Below are 26,653 nucleotides of genomic sequence, written 5' to 3' on the forward strand. Positions count from 1 at the left end.
TGAACACCACGCCCCGCCCGCCACGACGGCGGCGGTGAACCCAGGCACACCCATGAATACGGAAACCGTTGAAACCCCAGAGAACCCGGTCGTTGTCGAGCGGGATGGCCATGTGGCGGTCGTCGTGCTGAACCGGCCCGAGGCCATCAACGCGATCAACGCAGCGATGAAGATCGCATTGCCTCAGGTTCTGCAGGCGCTCGATGACGATCCGGATGTGCGCGTCGTCGTCATGGCGGGTGCTGGTCCTCGCGGTTTTTGCGCGGGCGCCGACATCAAAGGCTTCACTGAACCTGAAACCAGTCTGCGTGCGCGCAAACGCCTTTTGCAAGCCGGCTTCACATCGGCCCTCGACCGATTCAGCAAACCCACCATCGCTGCACTGCACGGCCACTGCCTCGGTGGTGGCATGGAGATCGCATTGGCCTGCGATTTGCGAGTTGCGGCCCAGGACACACTGCTGGCCTTGCCGGAAATCAACCTGGGACTGATGCCCGGTGCGGGCGGTACGCAGCGCCTGCCTCGATTGGTGGGACTGGGCCGCGCGCTTGAACTGATGCTGCTGGGGGATCGAATCGGCGCAGAGGAAGCGCTGCGCATCGGGATCGTGAACCGCGTAGTCGCAACCAGTGCTGACGTGCGCGCCGAGGCCGTGGCGCTGGCACAGCGCATTGCGCAGAAGCCACCGGCTGCTGCAGCGGCGGTGAAGGAAGCGACCCGCGTGGGATCGACTCTGGATCTGGCAACGGGCATGCGGCTGGAGAAGGACTTGTTCGCTCTGCTGCTCGCCACCGAAGACAAGCTGGAAGCGGCCACAGCGTTCAAGGAGAAGCGGGCGCCGAGATTCACCGGTCGCTGAGGGTTCCTGAAAATGATCACCCCATCGACTGCCACGAGGGCAACTCGCAGCGGTCCACTGGCCGGTCTTCGCGTCATCGAGTTTGCAGGGCTTGGCCCCGCCCCTTTCGCCTGCATGATGCTGTCCGACATGGGTGCCGAAGTCGTGACAATCGACCGGCCCTCACGGCGCCCGTCGGGGCCAGATGACATCACCGGACGGGGCCGGACGCTGGTGCTCGCGGACCTGAAGAATCCACAAGACCGGGACCGCGTTCTCCAGTTGATCGAGGGCGCCGATATCCTGATCGAAGGCTTTCGTCCTGGTGTGATGGAACGTTTGGGCCTTGGTCCCGACGCCGCGCTCTCGCGAAACAAGCGGCTGGTATACGGGCGCATGACCGGCTGGGGGCAGTCCGGTCCCTTGGCCCAAGCTGCGGGGCACGATTTGAACTACATCGCCATCACCGGAGCCCTGGATGCGATTGGCCCCGCCCATGGTGCACCTGTGCCCCCATTGAATCTGGTGGGTGACTACGGTGGGGGGGCTCTGTACCTTGTGGCCGGCGTGCTCGCAGCCCTGCATGAAGCAGGTCGCTCCGGAGTAGGTCAGGTCGTCGATGCGGCCATCGTGGACGGCGTGGCGTCACTGCTGAGCCTGTTGGTGTCCCACGAGCAGCGGGGAATCCTGAGTGAGCGGCGGGGAAACAATGTCCTGGACGGCGGCGCACCGTACTACGCTGTGTACCAGACCGCAGACGCACGGTACATCAGCCTTGGGTCGATCGAGCCGGCCTTTTTTGCGAAGTTCTGCGAGCTGACCGGTCTCAATCCGTCTTGGCGCGATGCTCAACATGATCGTGCGCATTGGCCCGCCTTGCATGCGGAAATAGCAAAGCTTTTTCTCAAGCAGCCACAGGCTTACTGGACCTCGCTGCTTGAAGGTACCGACGCTTGTTTTGCCCCTGTCCTGTCTTTGGGAGAAGCGCGAAAGCACGGGCACATGATCGCGCGTGGAACCACCCAAGTTCTGGACGGTGTTCCGCACCCCGCCCCCGCGCCGAGGTTCTCTCGAACGCGCTCCAGCATACAGTGCACTGCGCCAACGCAACCAGTTTCGCTTGATGCGGCTCTTGAAGCTTGGGCCAGTCCCTGAACGCAGAATTAATTGGTGATCGGCAGGTCGACGGGACTTGGCATGCAGTACGAGACACCCAATGAACGCTAAATTGGTAGCAGCGGCCGTTCAGCATCAGCTATCGAACGACCAGTGTCGCTGCATAAACGTCGTTCGGCGCGCTGAACGTGCGGGTTGGGTGCGCCGAAAGTCCGGATCCGTGCCCGAGCCGCGCTGTGGAAAGCTTTTGGGCTGTAGGCGTCTGACCAAGCGGTCGTGACAAAAGAATAGGAGTCTTCATGTCATTGAGGAGTCCTCTTATGTCACGCTTGAAAACTGCAGCCGCCACGCGAGCCCGCTGTCGCCTGGGTCAGGGTCTCTGCCAGGTCCGACGCCAACGCGGTTGGGCGCGCCGCGACTTGGCCGGCCAACTTGCTGTGTCGGTGAGCACTATTCAACGCATCGAGAGGGGCGACCCTGGCGTTGCCTTGAAAACATTGATGCACGCAGCCGTTCTGCTCGGCCTCCTTCGTGAGTTCGCTCGACTTCTTGAGCGGCATTTCGTGTCGTACTCTTCTGAGGTGGCCCCTTGGGGTACTAAGGCATCAGGTGACGAAGCACGAGCAAAGATCAACCTTGATCTGGCGCCGGAAACTCGAATCTTGTTGCCAAAGAGTTCTTGTGGTCCCCGCTTGGCCAAACATTTCAGTGTGCTGCTGGGCGTACAAGCGATCCCCATGGGGGAGGTGCGGTTGAGATCCGTAGCCAAGGCCCGGCTTATCGAGTTCCTGCCCGGGGATGCTTGGTCTACGCATGGATGCATCGTTTCAACCTCGCCGAGAGGCCGGGAGATCAAGGCTAGTCAGCGGATCTGGCTCACCAAGTGCGAATGGCGCAACAAATACGCGGCGCTGGTTGATGCAACTCCCAGTGGTTTCGGCGGCCGCGTAGTTCGCCGAGCTGCCGAAGTCGGACTGCTTGACGTGTTTCGGGGTTCAGGGGAGGTGCCAAGCTGTTTCGACGATCTGTGCGCCGTTTTGGATGTTGCCCGCCTTGGTGCACTTCGAGTGGTTCCGCACCGGGAGGTGCCGACTGACAGGTTGATGGATGCGTTGATGCTTCCCTGCGAGGGGGCACTAAGTCAGATCGAGGCTGCAACACGCGCATTTGAGATAGGGGAAGAAGACCAACGCCAGCTCCTCTTGCTTTTGTACTGCGCGACCGCTCTTGGCGGCGCGCGTCTCAAGAGCACATGGATTGACGGTAACGGCCAGCTCTCGATGGCGAAGTTCGACAGCGGTTTGGAGGGCTTGTCGCTCAATCGAGCCGAGGTGCTGGCGATGCATTTGGCGGCAGCGGCGGGGATTGACGCAGTCCGGGTCAGGCTGCTCAACCCGGTGCTGCGGCCTATTCTCGTTGGCGAGCGCTTTGACCGTACTGAGGTGGGTGAGCGCCGTCCGTTCCTGTCCGCGCGCAGCCTGCTCGTGGCCCAGGGGCGTGATGACGTCGGGCCCCTCGACCTGCTACAAGCGATGCGCGTGCATTGCAGGGACTTTTCTGGTGACGCTAGTCAGCTATGGCAGCGTCTCGTTTTCATGCGGCTGATCTGGCAGCCGGGAGACGTTTTGCGAAAAATCGGGTTCCTTTATGCCGGTCATGGGCGTTGGCGTCTTGCGCCCGCGTACGGCTTGCGCCTTTATCCGGCTTTCGAGCCCAAAGATGAGGCGCCGGCGAGTCAGGGCCTTCGGCTTACTCTGAAGGACCTCATGGAGAGGGCGGGGGAGTTCGGACTTGGCCCTGACCAGGCTCGGTGGTACCTGAGTCGGCAACTGAACAGTCTCGGGCGCTGGAGGACGGTGGCCTCGCAGTTCTTTGTTCACATAAACGCGCGGGACATCGAGCGGCTTGAGCCGGCGATACATGGCTCGCTGATCGATGGCGCGCGCCTGCTGAGGATGTGCCAGAGTTCGACCTCACCGTACCAACGCCATGTTGACCTTAGCGTACTTTAGCCACTACCTGTATCGACAAAAGCGCCGGGTAGAGAGAAACCGGCGCCAAAGCAGGGTAAGGGAGCTGCTAGCTGTATTTCGGAGAAATTAGAGACTGGACGCCATCGGCCGCAACCCCGCGCCACGCCTAGCGTTCGAACAACAAAAAAGCCCCTGCGATGCAGGGGCTTCAGACTCGTTGGCGGAGAGAGAGGGATTCGAACCCTCGGTACAGCAAAAACTGTACGCCGGATTTCGAATCCGGTGCATTCGACCACTCTGCCATCTCTCCGTGTCGAAGTCCGGGATTCTAGCATCTTCAAAAGCCCGCTTTCGACGTGTCACCGCCGATGACCATTCGCAACAAGCCGATGCGACAATGACCGACCGAAGCGTCGAACCACCCCATGCTCGTCGACACCCAGCCCGCCACCTACCAGCACATGCCCGCATCGCCTGAAGTGCGCGAGCACTGGGTGAACTCCCAGCTGATCGGCGTCATGATGGACAACCTCGGGCCTTCGCTACTGGCCGGGGCCCTGACGTTGCCGGTGCTGGTCTACCTCATGGCTGGCGAGGTGAACAGCCTGGCACTCGGAATCTGGGTACTCCTCGTGGTCTTCATGCTGGTGCTCCGGTACCGATTGATCGGCCTGTATCGCCTGCAGTTTGATAGCGTGGAGGGGCCGCATCGCATGGCTTTTCTGCGTCGCTACCAGTGGACGTGGGCTGCTGTGGCTTTGTTGTGGGGTGGCTCAGCTGGTCTCGCCTACCTTGAGGCCAGCCTGCTCACACAATTCGTGTGCGCGCTGGTCATCCTGGGGCAGGGGTTGCTCAACCTCACGGCATTCAGCGCCTATCTCCCTGTGTACCGCGCCTACGCCAACTCGTTGACGCTGGCGGTGATGGTCGGCCTTCTGGTGGCCGCATCGGGCCACCTCGACAACCCGGGTGCCGTGCAGGCCACGCTCGTTCTGGAAGTGTTAACGCTGGTGTTCTGGTTCCTGATGCGCGTGGCCGGTAACCGACTGAACCACGTGCACCACTCCAGCTTCGAGTTGCAGTTCTCCAACCAGGAGCTGATCGACTCCCTCACCTTGCAGACCCGTGCCTCGCTGCGGGCGGTGGCGACCAAGAACCGGTTTCTGGCCTCTGCCGCGCACGACCTGCGCCAGCCGGTGCACGCCCTGAGCCTCTATGCCGACTGGTTGGCCACCGAGCCAGAAATGGCCCGCGACATCGCGCCGCGCATCTTGCAGTCCACCCGTGCCATCAACGAGCTGTTCGATTCGCTGTTCGACCTCACGCGAATCGACGCCGGCAACTACAAGGTGCGGCTGCAGCACGTGGACGTGGTGGAGGTGTTTCGCGACCTTCGCCTTCAGTTCGAGCCGGTGGCGCAGGCCAAGTCGCTTCGTTTTCGCACCCACGCCAAGCACACGGTGATCTGGTCAGACCCGGTGGTGCTGCGCCGCATTCTGGGCAACCTGGTGTCCAACGCCTTGCGCCACACCCAGCGCGGCGGTGTGCTGGTTGGGCTGCGTCGGCGCGAGGACATGCTGGTGCTGGAGGTGTGGGACACAGGCGTTGGCATCGCCCGTGAGCACCAGCAGGCCATCTTTCAAGAGTTTTTCCGGGTGTCGCAGCACCAGGGCACTGAGGACAGCCTGGGCCTGGGCCTGACCATCGTGTCCAAGCTGACCTCGCTCATGGGCTACCAGCTGTCGCTGAATTCCGAGGCCAACCGGGGCAGTGTGTTCCGGGTGATGTTGCCCGCCTTCACCCAGCAAGAGCCCGACGCCGATGAGCGCCAGCCAGTGACCGACGCGGCGCAAACGGCTTCTTGATAAACGGCGGTCAGGGCTCCAGCAGACCGGCGGTGCGCGCCAGGTGGCTGGCCTGGGAACGGCTCTTCACATTGAGGCGGCGGAACAGGCGCCACAGGTGCACCTTCACCGTGTGCTCGCTGATCTGCAGGCGCTCGGCGATGTCGCGGTTGGACAGACCGCGGTCCAGCATCACCAGCAACTGTTTCTGGCGCTTGGACAGCTTCTCGGGAATGGTGGGGGCGTTTTCGTCTTCCACCTCGTCGGCCAGGAACTCGCGCAGCACCTTGGCGATTTGCGCGGCACCGGCCGATTTCTCCACGTAGGCATCGGCACCGGCTTCGCGCGCCAGGTCTTCGTAGTCGGAGGCGGGTGAGGCCGACAGCACGATGAGCGAGGTGTCGGGCAGCATCTGCCGGATTTCGCGCACGCCCGACACACCGTTGGTGTCCGGCAGCTTGAGGTCAAGGCAAACCAGTTCGGGCTCGCCGTGTTCGGCAATGGCCTTGCTCACGGATGCCAGGCGTTCGAGTTCCACGACTTGCGTCGAGGCACGCAGTCTGCGCAGCAGCATGACCACGGCCTCGCGCATGAGCGGGTGATCGTCAATAACAAAAATACTCATGTCTGAACGCGCTGGTATTAAAAGTTGCGAACTAGCAGGATAGCCCCATTGTGACGTCTTGGCGATAAGCAAAGACCGGCAAAAGGGATACTTTCCGTGCGGAGTTTGGCGTCAATCGTGTTCGATTTGATCGCGAACCATCTATTTTCGCCTATTCACTGCTGAAACTGGCGCCACGCGTCAAGAGCCACCCCAAGCTCGTCGATGTCGGCGTGCAGTTCCAGTTGACGGCCCAGCGACGCCACAGCAGTAAGACCCTCGTTTTGCAGGCGCGCGATGTCCCGGGCTGCCTCACGCGGTGCGGCGTAGCCTTGGCTCTGGACCAGCAGTTTGCCCTTGGCGTCGAGCACCTTGAAGTGGAACTGGCCATCGGCCTCGCGGTACTGCTTGAAGCTGGGCAGCGCGCTCTTTTGCGGCTTGACCACGGCCTTCGCCTCGGCACCCAGGTTCAGCGGGCGCAGACCGACGGCGTGGCGCAGGCGCGTGGTGAATGGGGTGGCGATGGCGCGCGCTTTCTCCGCACCTGCCTTCAAGGTCTTCTCGATGTGGCCGGGGTCTTTCATGAGCTGGTCGTAGACCTCGCGCATGGGGGCAATTTCGCGGTCCAGGCGCTCGAACAGCATCTGCTTGGCGTCGCCCCAGGCAATGCCCTCGGCGTAGGCCTTGGCCAGGGCCTGCGTTTCCTCGGTGCTGGCGAAGGCTTGGTAAAGCTGGAACAGGGCCGAGCCCTCGGTGGTCTTGGGCTCGCCCGGCGCGCGCGAGTCGGTGACGATGCCCATGATGAGCTTGCGCAACTGCTCGCGCGGCACGAACAGGGGAATGGTGTTGTCGTAGCTCTTGCTCATCTTGCGGCCGTCCAGGCCGGGCAGGGTGGCCACGTGCTCTTCGATGGCGGCCTCGGGCAGCGTGAAGTGCTCGCCGTAGAGGTGGTTGAAACTTGACGCCATGTCGCGTGCCATCTCGATGTGCTGAATCTGGTCACGACCCACTGGCACCTGGTGGGCGTTGAACATCAGGATGTCGGCGGCCATCAGCACCGGGTACATGAACAGGCCGGCGGTGACGCCGTCGTCGGCGTCCACGCCCGCGGCGGCGTTCTTGTCCACGGCGGCCTTGTAGGCGTGGGCGCGGTTGAGCAGGCCTTTGCCGGTGATGCAGGTCAGCATCCACATCAGCTCGGGAATCTCGGGGATGTCCGACTGGCGGTAGAAGGTGACCTTCTCCGGGTCAAGGCCGCAGGCCAGCCAGGTCGCGGCGATCTCCAGCGTGGAGCGCTGCACCCGCGCCGGGTCGCCCGTCTTGATGAGGGCGTGGTAGTCGGCCAGGAAGTAAAAGCTCTCCACATCCGCGAGGCGGCTGGCCCGCACGGTGGGGCGAATGGCGCCCACATAGTTGCCCAGGTGGGGGGTGCCGGAGGTGGTGATGCCGGTGAGGACGCGCACAGGTTTCATGGCGGGAGAAATCAGAAAAGCAGCAAACGCAGGGGGGTGAGCAACAGGTCAATCAGGGCGCCGGTCAGGCCCATCAGGGGCCGCAGCCACAGGGCGCCGACGATGCCGGAGATGACCAGCGCCATGACGATGAAAAAGCCCCAAGGCTCCACGCGGGCGAGCCAGGAGGCCTGGCGCCAGGGCAGCAGGCCGACCAGAATGCGGCCCCCGTCCAGCGGGGGCAGCGGAAACAGGTTGAAGGCGAACATCACCAGGTTCACGCTGACACCGGCGCGGCACATGTCCAGCCAGAAGCGCTCGTCCACGCCAAGTGCCAGCAGCAGGTACAGGCCCAGCGTCCAGGCCACCGCTTGCACGAAGTTGGCGCCTGGCCCGGCCAGGGCCACCCAGATCATGTCGCGCTTGGGGTTGCGAAGGCGGCCGAAGTTCACCGGCACCGGCTTGGCATAGCCGAACAGAAAGTTGCCTGCCGTGGCGAAGTACAGCAGCAAGGGCATGGCGATGGTGCCCAGGGGGTCGATGTGCTTGGCCGGGTTGAGCGTCACGCGCCCGAGCAGGTAGGCCGTGGGGTCACCGTAGTGCTTGGCCACGTAACCGTGCGCCGCCTCGTGCAGGGTGATGGCGAGCAGCACGGGAATGGCGTACAGCGTTACGGTCTGGATGATCTGGGCAAGGTCCATGGGCGTGAGCGGGCAAACGCGTATTGTCGGTGAGGCAAGGAATCAGAGGCCCAATGGCGCCAGGGCGCCACGTCCCTCGCGCAGCACATCGGGCTCGCCTCCGGTGCCCATGGGGGTGAGGTCGATGACGGTGGTCGGCTCCAGCGCGCAGGCGCCCGCGTCCACGATGCCCGCCAGTTCATTCTCAAGCCGGGCGCGGATGTCCTCGGCATCGTTCAGCGCCTCGCCGTCGGGCAGGATGAGCGTGGTGGCCAGCAACGGCCCGCCCAGTTCTTCCAGCAGGGCTTGCAACACCCGGTGCTCGGGCACGCGCAGGCCGATGGTCTTGCGCGAGGGGTGGCTCACCCGCCGGGGCACCTCTTTGCTGGCTTCCAGGATGAAGGTGTACGGCCCGGGCGTGGCCAGCTTGAGCAGGCGGTACTGGCGGTTGTCCACCCGGGCGTAGCTGGAGAGTTCGCTCAGGTCGCGGCACAGCAGCGTGAGGTGGTGCTTGTCGTCCACCTGGCGGATGCGGCGCAGGCGGTCCGCCGCGGCCTTGTCGTCGATCTGGCACACCAGGGCGTAGCTCGAATCGGTGGGCACCGCCAGCACGCCGCCGCCTTTGAGCAGTTGCACCGCCTGCTTGAGCAGGCGCACTTGCGGGTTCTGGGGGTGCAGCGTGAACAGTTGGGACATGGGGCTTGCCTTAGGCTTCGGGTGGGTCAACGGGCAGGTGGCGTTCGCGCGAGGCCCAGACACTGGCGCTGGCCCCGCAGCCCACGATCAGGGCGATGCCGGCCAGCTCCAGCGTGCCCGGCACGTGACCGAACACCACCCAGCCGCACAGCATGGCAAACGCGATCTGCCCGTAGAGATAGGGCGTGAGCGTGGAGGCCGGCGCGCGGGCGTAGGCCAGGATCAGCAGGAAATGGCCGATGGCGCCCATCAGGCCAATGAACATCAGTTGCAGGAAGGTGGCGATGTCGGGGATGGTTGTCCAGGCAAAGGGCAGCACGGCTGAGGCGCCCAGCGCCCCCACCCAGCCGGTGTAGAAGTGCACGGTCCAGGGGTCTTCGGTTTGCGTGAGGCGGCTGGTGAGAATCTGGAACCAGGCGTAGATGAACACCATCAGCAAGGGCAGCAGGCTGGCCCAGCCCACCACGCCACCGCCGGGGCGCACCACCATCAGGGCACCCGCAAAACCGCCGAACACCAACAGCCAGCGTCGGGGCTCGATGCGCTCGCCCAGCCACAGCACGGCCAGCAGCGTGACGGCCAGCGGCGTGATCATGACGATGGCGGTGAACTCGCCCACTGGCATGAGCTGCACGCTGGTGAAGGACAACACGCTCACCGCCAGCAACAGGCAGCCGCGCAGCAACTGGTAGCGGGGGTGGGCCGTGCGCAGCAGCGATCGACCCTTGAGCGGCAGCATCACTGCTGTCACCAGCACGGCCTGAATGGCGTAGCGGAACCACAGCGCCATGAGGACCGGAATCGCGGCGCCCACCACCTTCACCGTGGTGTCCAGCATGGCAAAACAGGCCGTGGCCGTGACGATCGCCCCGATGCCGACCAGGGTGCTGGTGCGCGAGGTCGGCTGGCCGGCGGTCATCAGTGAATGCGCCCGCTCAGCAGCTCCCACACGGGGGTAAGTTGTCCGGGCAGGTTGGGCAGGCGGCCCAGGTCGGTGTGGCTTTCATCCGGGCTGTGGAAATCGCTGCCGCGCGAGGCCACCAGGCCCAGTTCCTGGCACAGCGCGGTGTACTTGATCACGTCCGAGGCGTTGTGGGCGCCGGTCACCACCTCCACGCCTTGCCCGCCGTGTTGCTTGAACTCGGTGAACAGCGCGTATTCCTCGGTGGCCGAGAAGGGGTAGCGCCCCGGGTGGGCCACCACCGCCACGCCACCGGCGCCGGTGATCCAGCGCACCGCGTCACCCAGAGACGCCCAGCGGTGCGGAATGAACCCAGGCTTGCCTTCGGTGAGGTACTTGCGAAACACCTCGGGAATGTCTTTGCAGGCGCCAATCTCCACCAGGTAGCGCGCAAAGTGCGAGCGCGAGATGAGGTCAGGGTTGCCCACGTATTTCAGTGCGCCCTCGAAGGCGCCCTGAATGCCCACGCGCGCCAGGTCATCGGCCATTTCGCGCGCCCGTTGCTCGCGCCCGCCACGCGTGGCGCGCAGGCCGTCGGCCAGGGCCTGGTCGTCGGGGTCCATGCCCAGGCCGACGATGTGCACCGTCTGGCCGGCGAAGGACACCGATATCTCGGCCCCCGTGAGGTAACGCAGGCCTTCTGCCTTGGCCGCGGCCATCGCCCGGTGCTGGCCGCCCATTTCGTCGTGGTCGGTGAGCGACCAAAGCTCCACGCCATTGGCCTTGGCGCGTTGCGCCAGGGCCTCGGGCGTGAGCGTGCCGTCTGAGACGACGGAGTGGCAGTGCAGGTCGGCGTTGGTCAGGATGTTCACCGGCCCATTGTAGGACGCGGGCTTTTTTCCTGTGCCGAGCCGGGTACCGTATCTGGCGGTTGTCAGCCGGTGTTGCGCAGGCCGGCGGCGATGCCGTTGATGGCCAGGTGAATGCCGCGCTTGAGCCGCTCGCTGTCCGGGGCGGCCGGGTCGCCCGAGCGCCAACGGCGGATCAGTTCCACCTGCAGGTGGTGCAGCGGGTCGATGTAGGGGAAACGGTGTCGGATCGAGCGCTGCAGGGCGGTGTTGCCCGCCAGGCGGTCTTCATTGCCGGTGACCAGGGCCAGTGCCCGCACCGTGCGGTGCCACTCGGCCTCAATCGCGCCGAACACCTGCCGGCGCAGCTTGCGGTCGTCCACCAGCTCGGCGTAGAGCGAGGCCAGGGCCAGGTCGCTCTTGGCCAGCACCATGTCCATGTTGGACAGCAGCGTTGCAAAGAAAGGCCACTGTCGGAACATGCGCTTGAGCAGCGCCGCCCGTTTCTCGTCGCCGGCCACGAAGGCCTCCACCGCCGACCCGAAGCCATACCAGCCCGGCAGGGTCAGGCGGCACTGCCCCCAGCTGAAGCCCCAGGGAATGGCGCGCAGGTCTTCGATGCGCTGGGTGGCCTTGCGCGAGGCCGGGCGCGAGCCGATGTTGAGTTCGGCGATTTCGCGAATGGGCGTGGCCGAGAAGAAATAGTCGGCAAAGCGCGGGGTTTCGTACACCAGCCGGCGGTAGGCCGCCATGCTGTGGCGCGACAGTTCATCGGCCGCCTTCAGGAACACCGGCGAGGCCTCTCGCGTGGGCTGCAGCAGCGTGGCCTCCAGCGTGGCCGCCACCAGCGTTTCCAGGTTGCGCCGGCCGATTTCCGGGTTGGCGTACTTCGAGCCGATCACCTCGCCCTGCTCGGTCAGGCGAATCTGGCCGCGCACCGTGCCCGGGGGCTGCGCCAGGATGGCCTGGTAGCTCGGGCCGCCGCCTCGGCCCACGGTGCCCCCACGGCCGTGGAACATGCGCAGGCGAATGGGCACGTCTTCGCCCTGGTTGAGGCGGTCGAACAGGGCCACCAGGGCCATTTCGGCGCGGTACAGCTCCCAGTTGCTGGTGAAGATGCCACCGTCCTTGTTGCTGTCGGAGTAGCCCAGCATCACGTCCTGCTCGTGATAGCCCAGGCCCTGGCCCCGTTGCACCATGGCCCGCACGCCGGGCAGGGCGTAGTAGTCGCCCAGGATGGTGGCGGCGTTGCGCAGGTCGTCGATGGTTTCGAACAGCGGCACCACGATCAGGTCGGCCCGCGCGTCCTCGGCCAGCAGCCCGTGCATCAGGCCAGCCTCTTTCTGCAGCAGCAGCACCTCCAGCAGGTCGCTCACGGTTTCGGTGTGGCTGATGATGGCGTGGCGAATGGCTTGCGCGCCGAAGCGCTCGCGGCCCCAGCGGGCGGTCTCGAAGATGCGCAGCTCGCTCAAGGTGTGGGCCGAATAGGGCGCCTCAAGCACGCGCAGCGGGCGGGCGTCGTTCAGCGCCTGCAGCAGCAGGGCGCGCTTGGCGCTCTCGTCCAGCTCGCTGTAACGCGGCTCGATGCGGGCGGTGGCGAACAGCTCGGCCACGGCCAGTTCGTGCTGGTCGGAGCTTTGGCGCAGGTCAATGGTGGCCAGGTGAAAGCCAAACACCTCCACCGCCCGGATCAGCGGCTGCAGGCGCATCGAGACCAGCGCCTGGCCGTGGTGCTCGCGCAGCGAGGCCTCGATGGTGCGCAGATCGGCCAGAAAGTCGGCGCTGCTGGCGTAAGGGTCTTGCGGGGCCACGGCGTGGCGCGCGGCTTCGGTGCCCGTGAGGGTCTGCAGCGTGGCGGCCAGGCGGGCGTAAATGCCGGTGAGCGCGCGCCGGTAGGGCTCGTCCTGGCGGTGCTCATTCGTGTCAGGCGAGCGCTCGGCCAGGGCTTGCATGGCCGGGCTCACTTGCGCGCGCCGGGCCGAGATCGACAGCTCGCCGCCCAGCAGGTGCACCTCGGTGAGCAGGTGGCGCAGCGCCATTTCGGCCTGGCGCTTGAGCGCCAGGGTCAGGGTGTCGGCCGTCACGTTGGGGTTGCCGTCGCGGTCTCCGCCGATCCATTGGCCCATGCGCAGGAAGGGCGCCACCGGTTCGCCCAGGCCGGTTTCCAGTTCGCGATACAAGCGCGGAATCTGCTGCAGGAAGGTGGTTTCGTAATAGCTCAGCGAGTTTTCGATCTCGTCGGCCACGGTGAGCTTGGTGAAGCGCAGCAGGCGGGTCTGCCAGAGCTGGGTGACGCGGGCGCGCAACTCCACCTCAATGTCGGCTTGCTCCAGCGGGCTGGCCTGGTCGCGCTGGGTCAGCAGCCGCGCAATGGCCCGTTCGGCGTCCAGAATGCTTTTGCGCTGCACCTCGGTGGGGTGAGCGGTGAGCACCGGCGACAGGTGGGCCTGTGCCAGCGTGTGCGCCACCTCGCGTGGCGATATGCCGGCCTTGCGCAGCCGCTCCAGGCTCACCGCCAGGCTGCCCTGCTGGCGCTCACCGGCGCGCTCGTGCACCGCGCGGCGGCGAATGTGGTGCCGGTCTTCGGCCAGGTTGGCCAGGTGACTGAAGTAAGTGAAGGCGCGAATCACGCTGACCGTCTGGTCGGCGCTCAGGCCCTTGAGCAGCTTCTTCAGGGCCTTGTCGGCCTGGGCGTCCTTGTCGCGGCGAAAGGCCACCGACAACTGTCGGATGCGCTCGATCAGCTCAAAGCCGGCGTCACCCTCTTGTTCGCGGATCACGTCGCCCAGGATGCGACCGAGCAGGCGGATGTCTTCGATCAAGGGCCGGTCTTTGTCGAGTCGGTGGTCTTGGCTGGCGCGGCGCGTGGCGGATCGGCTCATGGCGAAGGCTTGGGGTGGTGGGGAGTGGCGCGCATGCTAGCATCGCCCGACCCCCTCCCGTCTGGCCTCCGGGCCGCCCGATCGCTTGCCTTGGGCAGCGTCGCCGCCGGTGGGCCGGCCCTGGTGGCCGGCCGAGTCCGCGCCCCGAAATTCCTTGTCATTCATGAGCTCCAACACGCCCCTGTCCATCACCATCGCCACCCGTGAAAGCCGCCTGGCCCTCTGGCAGGCAGAGCACGTGAAGGCCCGCCTGGAAGCGCTGGGGCACCGGGTGACCTTGCTGGGCATGACCACCCTGGGCGACCAGATCCTGGACCGCAGCCTGTCCAAGGTGGGGGGCAAAGGCCTGTTTGTGAAAGAGCTGGAACTGGCGCTGGAAGACGGCCGGGCCGACATCGCGGTGCACTCCCTCAAAGACGTGCCCATGGAACTGCCGCCCGGCTTTGCGCTGGCCTGCGTGATGGAGCGCGAAGACCCGCGCGACGCCTGGGTGTCGCCCCACTGCGCCGGCTTGGCCGACCTGCCGCCCAATGCGGTGGTGGGCACCTCCAGCCTGCGCCGCAGCGTGTTGCTGCGCGCCTCGCTTGACGCCCTGGGCCGCACTGACGTGCGCATCGAGCCCCTGCGCGGCAACCTTGACACCCGCCTGCGCAAGCTCGATGAGGGCGGCTACCACGCCATCGTGCTGGCCGCTGCCGGCCTCAAGCGCCTGGGCCTGGGCGAGCGAGTGCGCGCCATCTTCGAGCCCGAGGCTTCCCTGCCCGCTGCAGGCCAAGGCGCCCTGGGCATTGAGATTCGCGCCGACCGGCAAGACCTGATCGACGCCCTGGCCCCTCTGGTGCACCAGCCCACTTGGTGGCGCGTGGCGGCCGAGCGCCAGGTGTCGCGCGCCTTGGGGGGCAGTTGCTCGGTGCCCCTGGCCGCCTACGCCGACTGGAACGCCGAGGGAGCCCTGCACTTGCGAGGCGCCTGGGGCGACCCCGACGGCCAGAAGCCGCTCATTCAGCGTGAAGCCGCCGCGCGGGTGCAGTCGCTCACCGAGGCCGAAGCCCTGGGCCAGACCGTGGCCGAGGCGCTGATGGCCGCCGGGGCCGGCGGCCCCACCGCGTGAGCACACCGGCCGTGCCCCGACCGGGCCGGCCCAGCGTGGTCGTCACCCGCCCGCAGCCCGAGGCCGATGCCTGGGTGACCGCGCTGCGCGAGCGGGGGTGGTCGGCGCTTGCCTTGCCTTTGCTGGCCGTGGCGCCGCCCGCCGATCCTGCCGAGCGCGAAGCCCTGGCCCAGGCCCGCGCTGGCTGGTGGCGCTTTGATGCGCTGATGTTCGTCAGCGGCGCGGCCGTGCACCATTTTTTTGGGGATGGTCGCCTCGGCACGCCACCGGTGGACGCCCACACCCGCTTCTGGGCCCCAGGTCCTGGCACGGCCAAGGCCTTGGCGCAGGCGCTGACGCGTGGCGGCATCGCACCCGATCGCATTGACAGCCCGTCGCCCGCCGCGGCCCAGTTTGACTCCGAGCACCTGTGGCCGGTTGTCGCGGCGCAGATGGGACCCGGTCGCCGCTTGTTGATCGTGCGAGGTCGCTCCGCCGGCGCTCAGCCCGGCGAGCTCCCCGGCAGCGGTCGAGAGTGGTTGATGCGCCAGTGCCAGGCCGCTGGCGCGGAAGTGAGCGCCTGTGTGGCCTACGAGCGCCGCGTTTGCTCGCTGGACGGCTCTCCCCAAGCCCCTTGGCGAGAAGCCGCGCAACAAGGCGCGGTGTGGTTGTTCAGCAGCTCCGAATCGCTGGCGGCGCTGGCGCCGCTCGGCGCGACGGTGGACTGGTCCCGCTGCGCCGCGCTGGTCACCCATCCACGCATCGGTCAGGCAGCCCAGGGCCTCGGGTTTGGCCGTGTGGTGGACACCCGACCGGCGTTGGACGATGTATTGCGCACTCTAGAATCGACCACGTGGACAAATTGACCCCCGATACCCCGGATTCGCCTGTGGCACCGCCCCCAGCCCCGCGCCCGCCCAGCCGCGCCGGCGCGGTTCTTGGCGTGGTGGGCCTGCTGCTGGCCGCCCTGGCCCTGGCACTGGGGGGCCTGCTGTGGCAACGCCTCTCGGCGGCTCAGGAAGAGCTGGCCCGTCGCTCGCTTGATTCGTCCAGCACCGCGACCGAGGCACGGACCGTGGCCGCGCAGGCCGAGGCCCAGGTGCAAGAGTTGCAGGCGCGCCTGTCGGTGGCCGAGGTGAAGCTCTCCGAGGTGTCCTTGCAGCGCAGCCAGTTGGAAGAGCTGATGCTCTCGGTGTCGCGCTCGCGCGATGACAACCTGGTGCAAGACTTGGAGTCGGCCATCCGCCTGGCCGCGCAGCAAGCCCAGGTCACGGGCAGTGTTCAGCCCCTTATTTCTGCCCTGCAGGCGGCCGATCAGCGCATCGGCCGTGCCGCGCAGCCCCGCCTGAACCCGGTGCAACGCGCCATCGCGCGCGACATTGAGCGCATCCGTGGCGCGTCCCTGGCCGACATCCCGGCGCTGGCCGCGCAGCTCGATGAGCTGGCCCGCCAGGTGGACCTGTGGCCCACGCTCAACCAGGTCGGGCCGCAGGCCGTGGCGGCGCAGCCGGCGCCCGGCGCGCCTGCGCCAGTGGCCGAGGCGATGCCCGATGCCGATCCCGCCGGTGCCGGTGCCTGGGCCAAGGTGAAGACGTGGTGGCAGCGCATTGCCAGCGAAGTGGTGCACAGCGGGCGCGATCTCGTGCGGGTGAGCCGCATCGACCGCCCCGAGGCCGTGCTGCTGGCGCCCGAACAAACCTTTTTCCTGCGCGCGAACCTCAAGCTCAAGCTGCTGAACGCCCGCTTGGGCGTGCTGGCCCGCCAATTGCGCATTGCGCAGGCCGATCTGGTGGCGGTGGACTCGGCGCTGGAGCGCTACTTTGACCCCAAGGCCAGCTCGGTGGCCGGGGCGCGAGCGGCCATGCTGCGCCTCAAGCGAGATTTGGTGGACAGCCCCATGCCCACGCCCGACGAAACCCTGGCGGCCCTGGCCGCCGCCGCAGGGGGGCGTTGATGCGCAGCCGGCAAACAGGCGCCATGCGCAGTGTGTTCTGGCTGCTCGCCCTGGCTTGCCTGGCGGTGGCCCTGGCCCTGCTCATGGGCAACAACTCGTCCACGGTGACCTTGTTCTGGCCGCCGTACCGCTACGACGTCTCGTTCAACTTTTTCCTGTTCGCCCTGCTGGGCTGTTTCGTGGTGCTGTACGCGGCCATGCGGGCCCTGTCGGTGCTGCGTGAGTTGCCGGTGCAAGCCCAGCGCTGGCGTCAGCAGCAGGTGGAGCGGGCGGCGGTGGGCTTCGTCATGGACGCACTCTCCCACCAGCTCGCTGGCCGCTTCGTGCGCGCGCAGGCGGCCGCGCAAAACGCACTGGACCAATTGCAAGGCACGGCCGCCTGGCCTCGGCGCGAACAGCTGCAGTTGCTGGCCCACCTGATGCTTGCCGAAAGCGCGCAGTCGCTGCAGAACCGCGATCGCCGCGATCGCCATCTTCAACTGGCCCTGGCCCCCGAGTTGGCGCGCAAGGCCCCGGAGGCCGCTGAGGGCGTAATGCTGCGGGCGGTGCATTGGGCGGTGGAAGACCGTGACGTGGAGACCGCGCGCAGCCGCCTGGCCGACTTGCCCCAGGGCATGGCGCGCCGAATTCAGGCCCTGCGCCTGAAGCTGCGGGTGGCCGGCCTGGGGGACGCTACCCAAGAGGCACTGGAGACGGCCCGCCTGCTGGCCAAGCACCGTGCCTTTTCGCCCGAGGCGTCGCGCAGCATTGTTCGAGGCTTGGCGATGGATGCCCTGCGCGAGGCGCAAGACCTCAGCCAACTGACGGCGGTGTGGCGTGCCCTGGATGCCTCAGAACGGGCCATGCCCGACATCGTGCTGGTGGCCGCGGCGCAGGCCCAGCGCCAAGTCTCGGCCGGTGCCGATGAATCGGCGGTTGAGGAAGCGCGCCAATGGGTGCGTGGCTGTGTTGAGCCGCTGTGGACGGGCTTCAATGGCTTGACCGCCTCGCAGCAGCTTCAGTTCGTGCGGGTGTACGAGCCTTGCCTGGCTGGCCTGGACGGGGCTGGTCTGGCGCGTCTGGAGCAGTTGCAGCGCCTGGCGCCTCAAAACGCCTGCCTGCAGTACCTGGCGGGGCAGGCTTGCATGCATCGCCAGTTGTGGGGCAAGGCTGCGCAGTTGCTGGGGCAGGCGCGTCACGGCCTGCACGATCCGATGCTGCTGCGTCGCACCTGGCGATCCCTGGCCTTGCTGGCCGAGGAGCGTGGCGACACCGCCGCTGCCCAGGCCGCCTGGCGCACGGCAGCCCAGCTCGACTGAGCCGAGGCTCTGCCTGGGGCCCGTCGGCCCTTTCCGCTCGACCATGGGCTTGGCCACCAAGGGCTTGGTGGGCCTAGCCGATCCTGCGCTTCATCTGGCTGGGTCATGCGTCGTGCTGTCCCGGCGACGAGGCGGGCGCTGTCCACCCGTCAGTGGCGGTGGCCCACTGGCCGGAACGGCTTGTCGCGAGCCACGCCCGGTCAGGCCAAAAAAAAGCCACCGCTTGGCGGTGGCTCTTGCTGCGTCAACCGCCGAGCCGTTGCCGGCCCGGGGGCTTTGGGGCGTCAGGCCTCAAAAGGCAGGGTGACGCTGCGCAGGTCTTTGCGGGTCTCGACCAGCACCAGCGGACCTTCGTCGATCAACACGGGCGGCTTGGGCTCACGCGGCACGTGCACCGGCTTGGGTTCGGCGGCAATGGCGGCTTGGGCCTGTGCCACCTTGGCGGCGTCGGAGTTCACCCATTCCAGGCCGCAGGCGCGGGCCACATCGGCCAGGGCATCCACGGGCAAGGTGTAGGGCTGCACCTTCGGCAGGCCGGCGGACACCACGGGCGCTGCAGGCGCCACCGCGGCCGGTGCCGGTGCCGGCGCCGCAGGCTGGGCGACGGCGGGCTCTGCCGCGATGGTCGGCGCGATGGGCGAGGCGACGGGTGCCACCGGGGCGGCAACAGGTGCTTCCACGGGCGCGGCGCTGGCCATGGTGAAGTAACTGCGCGTGGGGGCTTCCTCGCGCGTGTCGGTGGCCTCGCTGCTCATCTCGGGGGTGCTGGCGGCTTCGCCTTCGGTGGCGCCTTCGGCGCGCGGGGCGCGCTCGCGGCGGTCACGGCCATAGCGGTCGCGGCTGCGGCGCTCGCGCGGCGCGCGGGGAGCGGCATCGCCCTCTGCGGGTGCGCTGGTCTCATCGCTGCCAGTGGCGTCGGCCTGAGCGGGCGGCAGGTCGGTGGTGTCGGGCTTGGCGGCCTCGGGCGCCTCTTGGCGGCGGCGGCCTTCGCCACGGCCTCGGCGTTCCCGGCGCTGGCCTTCGGCGGCTTCAACGGCCTCGGTGGCGGGGGTCTCCGCGGGGGCGTTCAGCTCGGGCGTGAGGACCTCGGTCTGTGCCGGGGCGTTGTCACGGCGGTTGTCGCGGCGGCCATTGCCTCGTTCGCCCCGCTCGCCACGCTCACCGCGCTCACCGCGCTCAGCGCGTTCGCCACGCTGGCCTTCAGCCCGGGCCTCGCCGCGCTGCTCGCCGCGGCGGCTGTCCTGGCGCTGACCCTCAGCACGGCCTTCGACCGAGCGGGCTTCGCCTTGGCGGCCACGCTGGCCTTCGCCACGGCCTTCGGTGCGACCTTCTGCGCGGCCTTGGCGGTCACCGCCACGACCACCGCGGCCGCCACGGCGACCTTCGCCGCGCTCTTCCTTGGCCGCAGGGGCAGGGGTGGCCGGTGCCGGGGCGGGAGTGGGCTCTGCCGGGCTGGCGGCGAACAGGCTCTTGAGCCAGCCGAAGAAGCCGCGCTGGGCAGGCGCAGCCGCAGCCGCCACAGGGGCTGCCTTGGGTACGGCGATCGGCGCGGCGGCTTCAGCGGGTGCCTCGGCCTTCGGCGCGGGCACGGGCGGACGATCGGGCAGCACGCCCTTGATCACCGGCTCTTGCTTGTTGGTGCGTTCCTGGCTGCGGCGGGTGAAGCTGGCCACGTCTTCCACCTCGTCGGCCAGTTTGTAGCTGGCGTCCAGGTTGTCCAGGCGCGGGTCGTCGTGCTTCATGCGCTCCAGCTTGTAGTTGGGCGTGTCGAGCGACTTGTTGGGCACCAGCAGCACGCTGATGCGCTGCTTGAGTTCGATCTTGGTGATCTCGGTGCGCTTCTCGTTGAGCAGGAAGCTGGCGACTTCCACCGGCACTTGCACCAGCACGGCGGCGGTGCTGTCTTTGAGCGACTCTTCCTGGATCACGCGCAGGATCTGCAGGGCAGACGATTCGGTGTCGCGGATGTGGCCGGAGCCGCCGCAGCGCGGGCAGGGAATGGACGAGCCTTCGCTCAGCGTGGGCTTGAGGCGCTGGCGGCTCATTTCCAGCAGGCCGAACTTGCTGATCGAGCCGAACTGCACGCGGGCGCGGTCTTGGCGCAGCGCATCGCGCAGGCGGTTTTCGACCTCGCGGCGGTTCTTCGACTCTTCCATGTCGATGAAGTCGATCACGATCAGGCCGCCGAGGTCGCGCAGGCGCATCTGGCGGGCCACTTCGTCGGCGGCTTCCAGGTTGGTGCGGGTGGCGGTTTCCTCGATGTCGCCGCCCTTGATGGCGCGCGCCGAGTTCACGTCCACCGCCACCAGGGCTTCGGTCTGGTCGATCACGATGGCGCCGCCGCTGGGCAGGCTCACGATGCGGCTGTAGGCCGTCTCGATCTGGTGCTCGATCTGGAAGCGGCTGAACAGGGGGGCGTCGTCGCGGTAGCGCTTCACGCGGTGCCCATGCTCGGGCATCACGTGGCTCATGAACTGGTGGGCCTGTTCGTAGATGTCGTCGGTGTCGATCAGGATCTCACCGATGTCGCTGTTGAAGTAGTCGCGGATGGCGCGGATCACCAGGCTCGATTCCTGGTAAATCAGGAAGGCGCCCTTGCCGCCCTGGGCAGCGCCGTCAATGGCGGTCCAGAGCTTGAGCAGGTAGTTCAGGTCCCATTGCAGTTCGCTGGCATCGCGGCCAATGCCGGCGGTGCGGGCGATGATGCTCATGCCATTGGGGTACTCGAGCTGGTCGAGCGCGGCCTTGAGCTCGGCGCGGTCTTCGCCTTCGATGCGGCGGCTCACGCCACCGCCTCGCGGGTTGTTGGGCATCAGCACCACGTAGCGGCCGGCGAGGCTGACGAAAGTGGTCAGCGCGGCGCCTTTGTTGCCGCGCTCTTCCTTCTCCACTTGAACCAGCAGTTCCTGGCCTTCCTTGATCACGTCGTTGATGCGCGCCTGCGACGGTGAGACGTTGCCCTGGAAGTACTGGCGGGAAATTTCCTTGAACGGCAGGAAGCCGTGGCGGTCTTCGCCGTAGTCGACGAAGCAGGCCTCGAGCGAGGGCTCGACGCGGGTGACGACGGCCTTGTAGATGTTGCCCTTGCGCTGTTCGCGCCCTTCGATTTCGATTTCGTAGTCGAGCAGTTTCTGCCCGTCCACGATCGCCAGGCGGCGCTCTTCGGCCTGCGTGGCGTTGATCAGCATGCGTTTCATGTTGCGTTTTCCTTCGTTCCAGCACACAAGGCGCGCGGGCATTTGGGCATGCCTGCGGCGCCGACTTCGCCAAGAAGCCGCGCCGGAAAACGCGAACGAGGGGAGGAATTGCCGGAGAGCCGTTGACCGTCGGTTCGGGGGATGTTCGACCAGGCGGGCACCGAGGTGCCGCGTCGAACCGCCAGGTCAGGGCGTAGGCGCGCGGAGTTGGGTGATCGGGAGCGGTTCGATGGCTGTCAGTGACATGGATCTGGCCGTCTTCTCGGGTGGTTCACTTCGTCCTGGCCCAGCCACATCGGGCGGCTGGACATTGGGGGTATTCCGTTTCGGGTTCGCGATTCTTCTGCGGATTCGCCCGCGGCTTCCGCCTGACCGGTGTCGTGCCTGGATTCGCTCTTGAATGCCTCAGGGAACGGACACTGGTCCAGGGTGCTGCGGGTGGCAACCACGTCCATCGGTCGACCGGCCACTGCAAGGCACTTGGTCACTGCGTGTGCGGCCTGCCTTAAACTCAAGCCAAATCAATCACTTACAGCACACGATGGGCGTCACGCATTATAGACACGTCCCCGTCGGCGTGGTGGCCCCTTTGCATGGCCGTGTCAAGCCCCGTTCCCAGCGTTCAGCACCTCACCGTCGATGACGAATCGGCCGGTCAGCGCCTGGACAATTTCCTCATGCGCATGCTCAAGGGCGTGCCCAAAACGCACATTTACCGAATCATTCGATCGGGCGAGGTGCGCCGCAACAAAGGGCGGGTCAATGCCGATGACCGGGTGCAGGCCGGCGATGTGTTGCGAATTCCCCCTATTCGCCTGTCAGAGCGAGCCGAACAAAAGGCCGCTGCCCCCGCACCGGCCCGCGAGTTTCCCGTGGTGTTCGAAGATGAATTCTTTTTGGCTATTGATAAGCCGGCGGGTGTCGCGGTGCATGGCGGCAGCGGCGTGAGTTTTGGCGTGATTGAGCAGTTGCGCCGGGCGCGGCCCGAGGCGCGATTGCTCGAATTGGTGCACCGGCTCGACCGGGAAACCAGCGGATTGCTGCTGGTGGCCAAAAAGCGCAGTGCCCTGAAGGCACTGCAAGACCAGTTTCGCGAACGCGAGACCGGCAAGACCTATCTGGCGCTGGTGAAAGGTCGTTGGCCCGACAAACTCAAGGTGCTGGACCAACCCCTGCACAAATTTTTGTTGCCCGACGGTGAGCGCCGGGTTCGCGTGACCACGCGAGATGACCCCGATGGCCAAAAGGCCATTTCGCTGGTGAAGGTGGCACGTCACCTGCCGCCCGATCACGCATTGGGGCACGAAATGAGCCTGCTGGAGGTGACCATCAAGACCGGCCGCACGCACCAGATTCGCGTGCACCTGGCCAGCGCCGGTCATCCCATTGTGGGTGACGACAAATACGGCGATTTCGATTTGAACCGGGAATTGGCCCGCCAGGGCCTCAAGCGCATGTTTCTGCACGCCTGGCGCCTGCGATTGCAGCACCCGGCCAGCGCGCAGACGATGGAATTGATGGCCGAATTGCCATCCGAACTGAAAAAATGGGTTGAATAGGGCTGGGGATGCAATAGAATCCGGGCCAGCATCCGTCGATCACTTGGAATGGATGCTTCATTGGAACCCAAAAGGAGCAAAGTAGCATGGCAACGTATTCCGAACTGATGGCGCAAGCCCAGGCCCTGATGGCGCAGGCTGAGCAGGCCCGCAAAGACGAGTTGGCTTCCGTGATCGCCGATATCAAGGCCAAGATGAAGCAGTACGGAATTACCGTGGCCGATCTGGGCAACGCCGCCGGCGGCAAGAAAGTGGGCAAATCCAAGTCGACCGCCGCTGCCAAATACCGTGGTCCCAATGGTGAACTTTGGGCGGGTGGCCCGGGTCGCAAGCCGGAGTGGGTGCGCGCCGTGCTGGCCAAGGGTGAAAGCCTGGACAGCTACCGCATCTGAACCGGCTGTTGTGCCGCCAAAGAGCCCGCCCATGGCGGGCTTTGTCTTTTGTGCGTCTTGATTTCCTCTGGTTTGGGTTTGTATGTTCCGTGTGCTTGTCGTCTGTATGGGCAATATCTGCCGCTCTCCCATGGCCGCCAGCGTGCTGCAGGGCGAATTGGAGCGCCGGGGCCTTCAGGCCCTTGTGGAGGTGGACTCGGCCGGCACCCACGGTGCGCACGCAGGCGAGCGGGCCGACCGACGGGCGGTGCAACTGACGAGCGAGCGTGGCTACCCGCAAATTCTGCGCGAGCGTTCGCGCCGCATCGTCGATGCCGACTTCGAGCGCTTTGACCTGATCCTGGCGATGGACCGGCACAACCTGGCGCGCCTGCGCGATCGCTGCCCGCCGGCGCACCAGCACAAATTGCACCTGTTCCTGGCCTACGCCGGTCAGGACGAGGCGGGCGAGGTGCCCGACCCGTACTACGGCCCGCAAGAGGGTTTCGAGGTGGTGCTCAAGATGATTGAGCGCGCGGTGCCTGGCGTGATCGAGCGCTTGCCGCTGTAAAGGCCCGCTCGGCGCGGGCGCGGCCTCAGACGCGGTGGTACTCGCGGTACCAGCGCACGAAGCGCCCGATGCCCTCGGCCAGCGGTGTGCTGGGCGCGAAGCCCACCCAATCGCGCAGGGCCTCGGTGCTGGCGTAGGTGGCGGGCACGTCACCTGGCTGCATGGGCAGCAGGTTCTTGGTGGCGCTGCGACCGGTGGCTTGTTCGATGCAGCCAATGAAATCGAGCAGGGGCACCGGGTCGTGGTTGCCGATGTTGAACACCCGGTAGGGCGCGGCGCCAGCCGCCTCGGGCGTGGCGGGTTTGTCCAGCACGCGCACCACGCCTTCGACGATGTCGTCGATGTAGGTGAAGTCGCGCTTCATGTCGCCGTGGTTGAACACGTCGATGGGGCGGCCTTCGAGCACGGCCTTGGTGAACGAGAAGTAGGCCATGTCGGGCCGGCCCCAGGGCCCGTAGACCGTGAAGAAGCGCAGGCCGGTGGTGGGCAGGCGGTAGAGGTGGCTGTAGGTGTGGGCCATCAACTCGTTGGCCTTTTTGGTGGCGGCGTACAGGCTCACCGGGTGGTCCACCGCGTCGGTCTCGGCGAAGGGCATCTTGGTGTTGCCGCCGTACACGCTGGAGCTGGACGCGTACACCAGGTGGCCCACGCCTTGCGCCCTGCAGCCTTCGAGCACATGGCCGAAGCCGGTGAGGTTGCTCTCCAGGTAGGCGTGGGGGTGGGTGATGGAGTAGCGCACGCCGGCCTGGGCGGCCAGGTGCACCACCGCGTCGAAGCGCTGGCCGGCGAAGAGGCGCTCCATGCCGGCGCGGTCGGCCACGTCCAGCGCCTGGAAGTGGAAGCAGGGATGGCCGTTCAGCAGGGCCAGCCGCGCGTGCTTGAGCGCGGGGTCGTAGTAGGTGTTGAGGTTGTCGATGCCGGTGACGGTGTCGCCGCGGTCGAGCAGGCGTTGGGCGGTGTGCAGGCCGATGAAGCCGGCCGCGCCGGTGAGCAGGATGTGCATGGGGTGCGGTCGAATGGTGCGAGTGGTGGTCAGTGGTCGGCCCAGACGATGGGCTGGCGCCCGCTTTCCCAGGCCTCGAAGCGCGGGCCGTAGACCTCGTCGATGCGGTTGCGCTTGACCTTCAGCGTGGGCGTGATCATGTCGTTGTCCACCGTCCAGGGCGTGCTCACCAGCACCAGGGCCTGCAATTGTTCGTGCGGGTCAAGGTGTTCGTTGATGGCCTGGCGGTGTGCGTTGAGCGATTGCGCGAGGGCCTGGCGCGTGGCGGGGTCTTGGGCCTGGGCCACGGCGTCGGCCGCCAGCATCACGATGCCCAGTGGCTGGCCCAGGCCGGCGCCGGCCACGCAGCAGGCCTCCACCGCGGGGTGCATGGCCAGCTTGTCTTCGATGGGGGCGGGCGCCACGTACTTGCCTTTGCCGGTCTTGAACAGGTCTTTCACCCGGCCGGTGATGCGCAGGCAGCCGCGCGCGTCGATGGTGCCCTTGTCGCCGGTGCGCAGCCAGCCGTCTTCGGTGAACGCCTCCTGGCTGCGCAGCGGGTCTTTGAAGTAGCCCAGCATCACGGCCGGGCTGCGCACCTGCACCTCGCCATCGTCGGGGTTGATGCGCTGTTCCACGCCGGGGTAGGTGGGGCCCACGGTGCCGCGCTGGTCTTCGCCGATGAGGGTCATGTGCGAAATGGCGAGGTTCTCGGTCATGCCGTAGCCCTCCTGGATGTGCAGGCCCAGGCGCTCGTACCAGGCCAGCAGGGCCTGGGGCATGGGTGCGGCACCGCCGGCGGCAAAGCGGCAGTGGTCCAGCCCGAGTGCGGCCAGGATCTTTCGGCGCACCAGCCGGCCCACGATGGGCAGGCGAAGCAGCAGGCGCAGGCGCAGCTCGGGCAGCTTCTGGTGCACGCCCTGCTGAAACTTCACCCACAGGCGCGGCACCGAGAAGAACACCGTGGGCCGGGCGCGCTGCATGTCTTGCGCAAAGGTGTCCAGGGTCTCGGCGAAGTACACGTGCGACGAGGTGCGCAGCCAGGCGTGTTCCACCAGCATGCGCTCCACCACGTGGGCCAGGGGCAGGTAGGACAGCAGGCGGTCCTCGCCGGTGATGGGCACGCGCGCCAGGCCTTTGTCGATGCCCCAGGCGAAGTTGCCGAAGCTGTGCATCACGCCCTTGGGCAGGCCGGTAGTGCCCGAGGTGTAGATCAGGGTGCAGAGCTCGTCGGCGTCGCGCACCGGCTGGCCGGGCATGGGGGCTTGCTGGGCGCAAAGCGCGTCCCAGCCGGGGAACTGCGCCTGCGCGTCGGCCGGCGACACCGGGTAGGCGATGCACAGCAAATCGGTGGGCACGCCGGGGCGCATGGTGTCCCAGGTGTCAAGCTTGCCCACGAAGCAGGCGCGGGCCTCGCTGTGGGTGAGGATCTGGTGCACCGTCTCGGGCGCCAGCGTGGGGTAGAGCGGCACCGACACGTAGCCGGCCATCCAGATGGCCAGGTCGCTCATCATCCACCAGGCGCAGTTCTTGGACAGGATGGCCACGCGCGAGCCGGGCTCCCAGCCCTGGTCTTGCAGGAAAGCGGCCATGCGGCGCGCCCCGTCGGCCACTTCGCGCCAGGTGAACTCGCGCACCTGCCCGCCGTCCATCGGCTGGGTGAGGGCGACGCGGTCGGGCGTGGTGGTCTCCCAGTGGTACAGGCGCTGCAGCGCCAGCAACTCGGGGGCGACGAGGGACATAGGGCAGGTCTCCGGTGCGGTGTGGGCGAGGGAATACGGGTGAGGGTCCAGCCCGA

The 26,653-nt window shown here is 66.7% G+C and carries 21 protein-coding genes and 1 tRNA gene; 11 read left to right on the forward strand and 11 right to left on the reverse strand.

What is annotated here, in order from left to right:
* Positions 1-52: 52 nt before the first annotated feature.
* From ACE3RQ_RS09350 to ACE3RQ_RS09360, 3 genes are all read left to right on the forward strand, one after another.
* Positions 53-859 carry an enoyl-CoA hydratase/isomerase family protein gene (locus tag ACE3RQ_RS09350; protein ID WP_374521699.1) on the forward strand — a complete coding sequence of 269 codons (807 nt, stop codon included), beginning with the start codon at positions 53-55 and terminating at the stop codon, positions 857-859.
* 12 nt (positions 860-871) lie between these two features.
* Positions 872-1,993 (forward strand): CaiB/BaiF CoA transferase family protein, encoded by a 1,122-nt coding sequence (locus tag ACE3RQ_RS09355; protein WP_374521700.1) that lies wholly within the window; start codon positions 872-874, stop codon positions 1,991-1,993.
* A gap of 281 nt (positions 1,994-2,274) precedes the next feature.
* Entirely contained in the window at positions 2,275-3,966 is a 1,692-nt protein-coding gene (locus tag ACE3RQ_RS09360; RefSeq protein ID WP_374521701.1) for a HipA domain-containing protein, read from the forward strand.
* Between the two features lie 179 nt (positions 3,967-4,145).
* Here ACE3RQ_RS09360 and ACE3RQ_RS09365 read toward each other — a convergent pair.
* Positions 4,146-4,237: transfer RNA gene (locus ACE3RQ_RS09365), tRNA-Ser, on the reverse strand.
* 115 nt (positions 4,238-4,352) lie between these two features.
* Here ACE3RQ_RS09365 and ACE3RQ_RS09370 point away from each other — a divergent pair.
* Positions 4,353-5,792, forward strand: a complete 1,440-nt coding sequence (locus tag ACE3RQ_RS09370; protein WP_374521702.1) for a sensor histidine kinase — start codon at positions 4,353-4,355, stop codon at positions 5,790-5,792.
* 10 nt (positions 5,793-5,802) lie between these two features.
* On the opposite strand, the gene ACE3RQ_RS09375 is transcribed toward ACE3RQ_RS09370, so the two are convergent.
* From ACE3RQ_RS09375 to ppc, 7 genes are all read right to left on the reverse strand, one after another.
* Positions 5,803-6,396 (reverse strand): LuxR C-terminal-related transcriptional regulator, encoded by a 594-nt coding sequence (locus ACE3RQ_RS09375; RefSeq protein WP_374521703.1) that lies wholly within the window; start codon positions 6,394-6,396, stop codon positions 5,803-5,805.
* Positions 6,397-6,551: 155 nt separating this feature from the next.
* Entirely contained in the window at positions 6,552-7,847 is a 1,296-nt protein-coding gene (locus tag ACE3RQ_RS09380) for a tryptophan--tRNA ligase (protein ID WP_374521704.1), read from the reverse strand.
* Between the two features lie 11 nt (positions 7,848-7,858).
* Positions 7,859-8,527, reverse strand: a complete 669-nt coding sequence (locus tag ACE3RQ_RS09385) for a site-2 protease family protein (RefSeq protein WP_374521705.1) — start codon at positions 8,525-8,527, stop codon at positions 7,859-7,861.
* Positions 8,528-8,569: 42 nt separating this feature from the next.
* The gene (locus ACE3RQ_RS09390) at positions 8,570-9,202 is read right to left on the reverse strand and encodes an L-threonylcarbamoyladenylate synthase (RefSeq protein ID WP_374521706.1); all 633 of its coding nucleotides are present in this window, start codon (positions 9,200-9,202) and stop codon (positions 8,570-8,572) included.
* A gap of 10 nt (positions 9,203-9,212) precedes the next feature.
* Positions 9,213-10,121 (reverse strand): DMT family transporter, encoded by a 909-nt coding sequence (locus tag ACE3RQ_RS09395; protein WP_374521707.1) that lies wholly within the window; start codon positions 10,119-10,121, stop codon positions 9,213-9,215.
* Complete coding sequence (locus ACE3RQ_RS09400; RefSeq protein WP_374521708.1) at positions 10,121-10,975, reverse strand: 3',5'-nucleoside bisphosphate phosphatase; 855 nt, start codon at positions 10,973-10,975, stop codon at positions 10,121-10,123. The genes ACE3RQ_RS09395 and ACE3RQ_RS09400 overlap by 1 nt, the downstream gene beginning before the upstream one ends.
* A gap of 62 nt (positions 10,976-11,037) precedes the next feature.
* Positions 11,038-13,833, reverse strand: a complete 2,796-nt coding sequence (ppc, locus tag ACE3RQ_RS09405) for a phosphoenolpyruvate carboxylase (RefSeq protein ID WP_374521709.1) — start codon at positions 13,831-13,833, stop codon at positions 11,038-11,040.
* Between the two features lie 163 nt (positions 13,834-13,996).
* Here ppc and hemC point away from each other — a divergent pair, with 163 nt between their 5' ends.
* Genes hemC through ACE3RQ_RS09425 form a run of 4 tightly spaced genes read left to right on the forward strand, consistent with a single transcriptional unit; the run spans position 13,997 to position 18,175 of the window.
* A complete protein-coding gene (hemC, locus tag ACE3RQ_RS09410) occupies positions 13,997-14,944 on the forward strand; it encodes a hydroxymethylbilane synthase (RefSeq protein ID WP_374521710.1) in 948 nt (315 codons plus the stop codon).
* Positions 14,945-14,955: 11 nt separating this feature from the next.
* Positions 14,956-15,789 carry a uroporphyrinogen-III synthase gene (locus ACE3RQ_RS09415; RefSeq protein ID WP_374521711.1) on the forward strand — a complete coding sequence of 278 codons (834 nt, stop codon included), beginning with the start codon at positions 14,956-14,958 and terminating at the stop codon, positions 15,787-15,789.
* Complete coding sequence (locus ACE3RQ_RS09420; RefSeq protein ID WP_374521712.1) at positions 15,777-16,877, forward strand: uroporphyrinogen-III C-methyltransferase; 1,101 nt, start codon at positions 15,777-15,779, stop codon at positions 16,875-16,877. The genes ACE3RQ_RS09415 and ACE3RQ_RS09420 overlap by 13 nt, the downstream gene beginning before the upstream one ends.
* Positions 16,878-16,900: 23 nt before the next feature.
* Positions 16,901-18,175: a heme biosynthesis HemY N-terminal domain-containing protein gene (locus ACE3RQ_RS09425; RefSeq protein WP_374521713.1), complete on the forward strand. Its 1,275-nt coding sequence runs from the start codon at positions 16,901-16,903 to the stop codon at positions 18,173-18,175.
* A 284-nt stretch (positions 18,176-18,459) separates the two neighbouring features.
* On the opposite strand, the gene ACE3RQ_RS09430 is transcribed toward ACE3RQ_RS09425, so the two are convergent.
* Positions 18,460-21,372, reverse strand: a complete 2,913-nt coding sequence (locus tag ACE3RQ_RS09430) for a ribonuclease E/G (RefSeq protein WP_374521714.1) — start codon at positions 21,370-21,372, stop codon at positions 18,460-18,462.
* Between the two features lie 593 nt (positions 21,373-21,965).
* Here ACE3RQ_RS09430 and ACE3RQ_RS09435 point away from each other — a divergent pair.
* The 3 genes from ACE3RQ_RS09435 to ACE3RQ_RS09445 all read left to right on the forward strand — a co-directional run bounded on the left by ACE3RQ_RS09435 (position 21,966) and on the right by ACE3RQ_RS09445 (position 23,873).
* On the forward strand, positions 21,966-22,931 hold the full coding sequence (locus ACE3RQ_RS09435; RefSeq protein ID WP_374521715.1) for an RluA family pseudouridine synthase: 966 nt from the start codon (positions 21,966-21,968) through the stop codon (positions 22,929-22,931).
* Between the two features lie 86 nt (positions 22,932-23,017).
* Complete coding sequence (locus tag ACE3RQ_RS09440) at positions 23,018-23,323, forward strand: H-NS family nucleoid-associated regulatory protein (RefSeq protein WP_374521716.1); 306 nt, start codon at positions 23,018-23,020, stop codon at positions 23,321-23,323.
* An 82-nt stretch (positions 23,324-23,405) separates the two neighbouring features.
* Positions 23,406-23,873 (forward strand): low molecular weight protein-tyrosine-phosphatase, encoded by a 468-nt coding sequence (locus ACE3RQ_RS09445; protein ID WP_374521717.1) that lies wholly within the window; start codon positions 23,406-23,408, stop codon positions 23,871-23,873.
* 25 nt (positions 23,874-23,898) lie between these two features.
* On the opposite strand, the gene ACE3RQ_RS09450 is transcribed toward ACE3RQ_RS09445, so the two are convergent.
* On the reverse strand, positions 23,899-24,876 hold the full coding sequence (locus tag ACE3RQ_RS09450; protein ID WP_374521718.1) for an NAD-dependent epimerase: 978 nt from the start codon (positions 24,874-24,876) through the stop codon (positions 23,899-23,901).
* Positions 24,877-24,905: 29 nt separating this feature from the next.
* A complete protein-coding gene (locus ACE3RQ_RS09455; protein WP_374521719.1) occupies positions 24,906-26,597 on the reverse strand; it encodes an AMP-binding protein in 1,692 nt (563 codons plus the stop codon).
* Positions 26,598-26,653 lie beyond the last annotated feature (56 nt).

It is taken from the genome of Hydrogenophaga sp., from assembly GCF_041913525.1.
In the GTDB taxonomy this organism is placed as follows: Bacteria; Pseudomonadota; Gammaproteobacteria; order Burkholderiales; family Burkholderiaceae_C; genus Hydrogenophaga.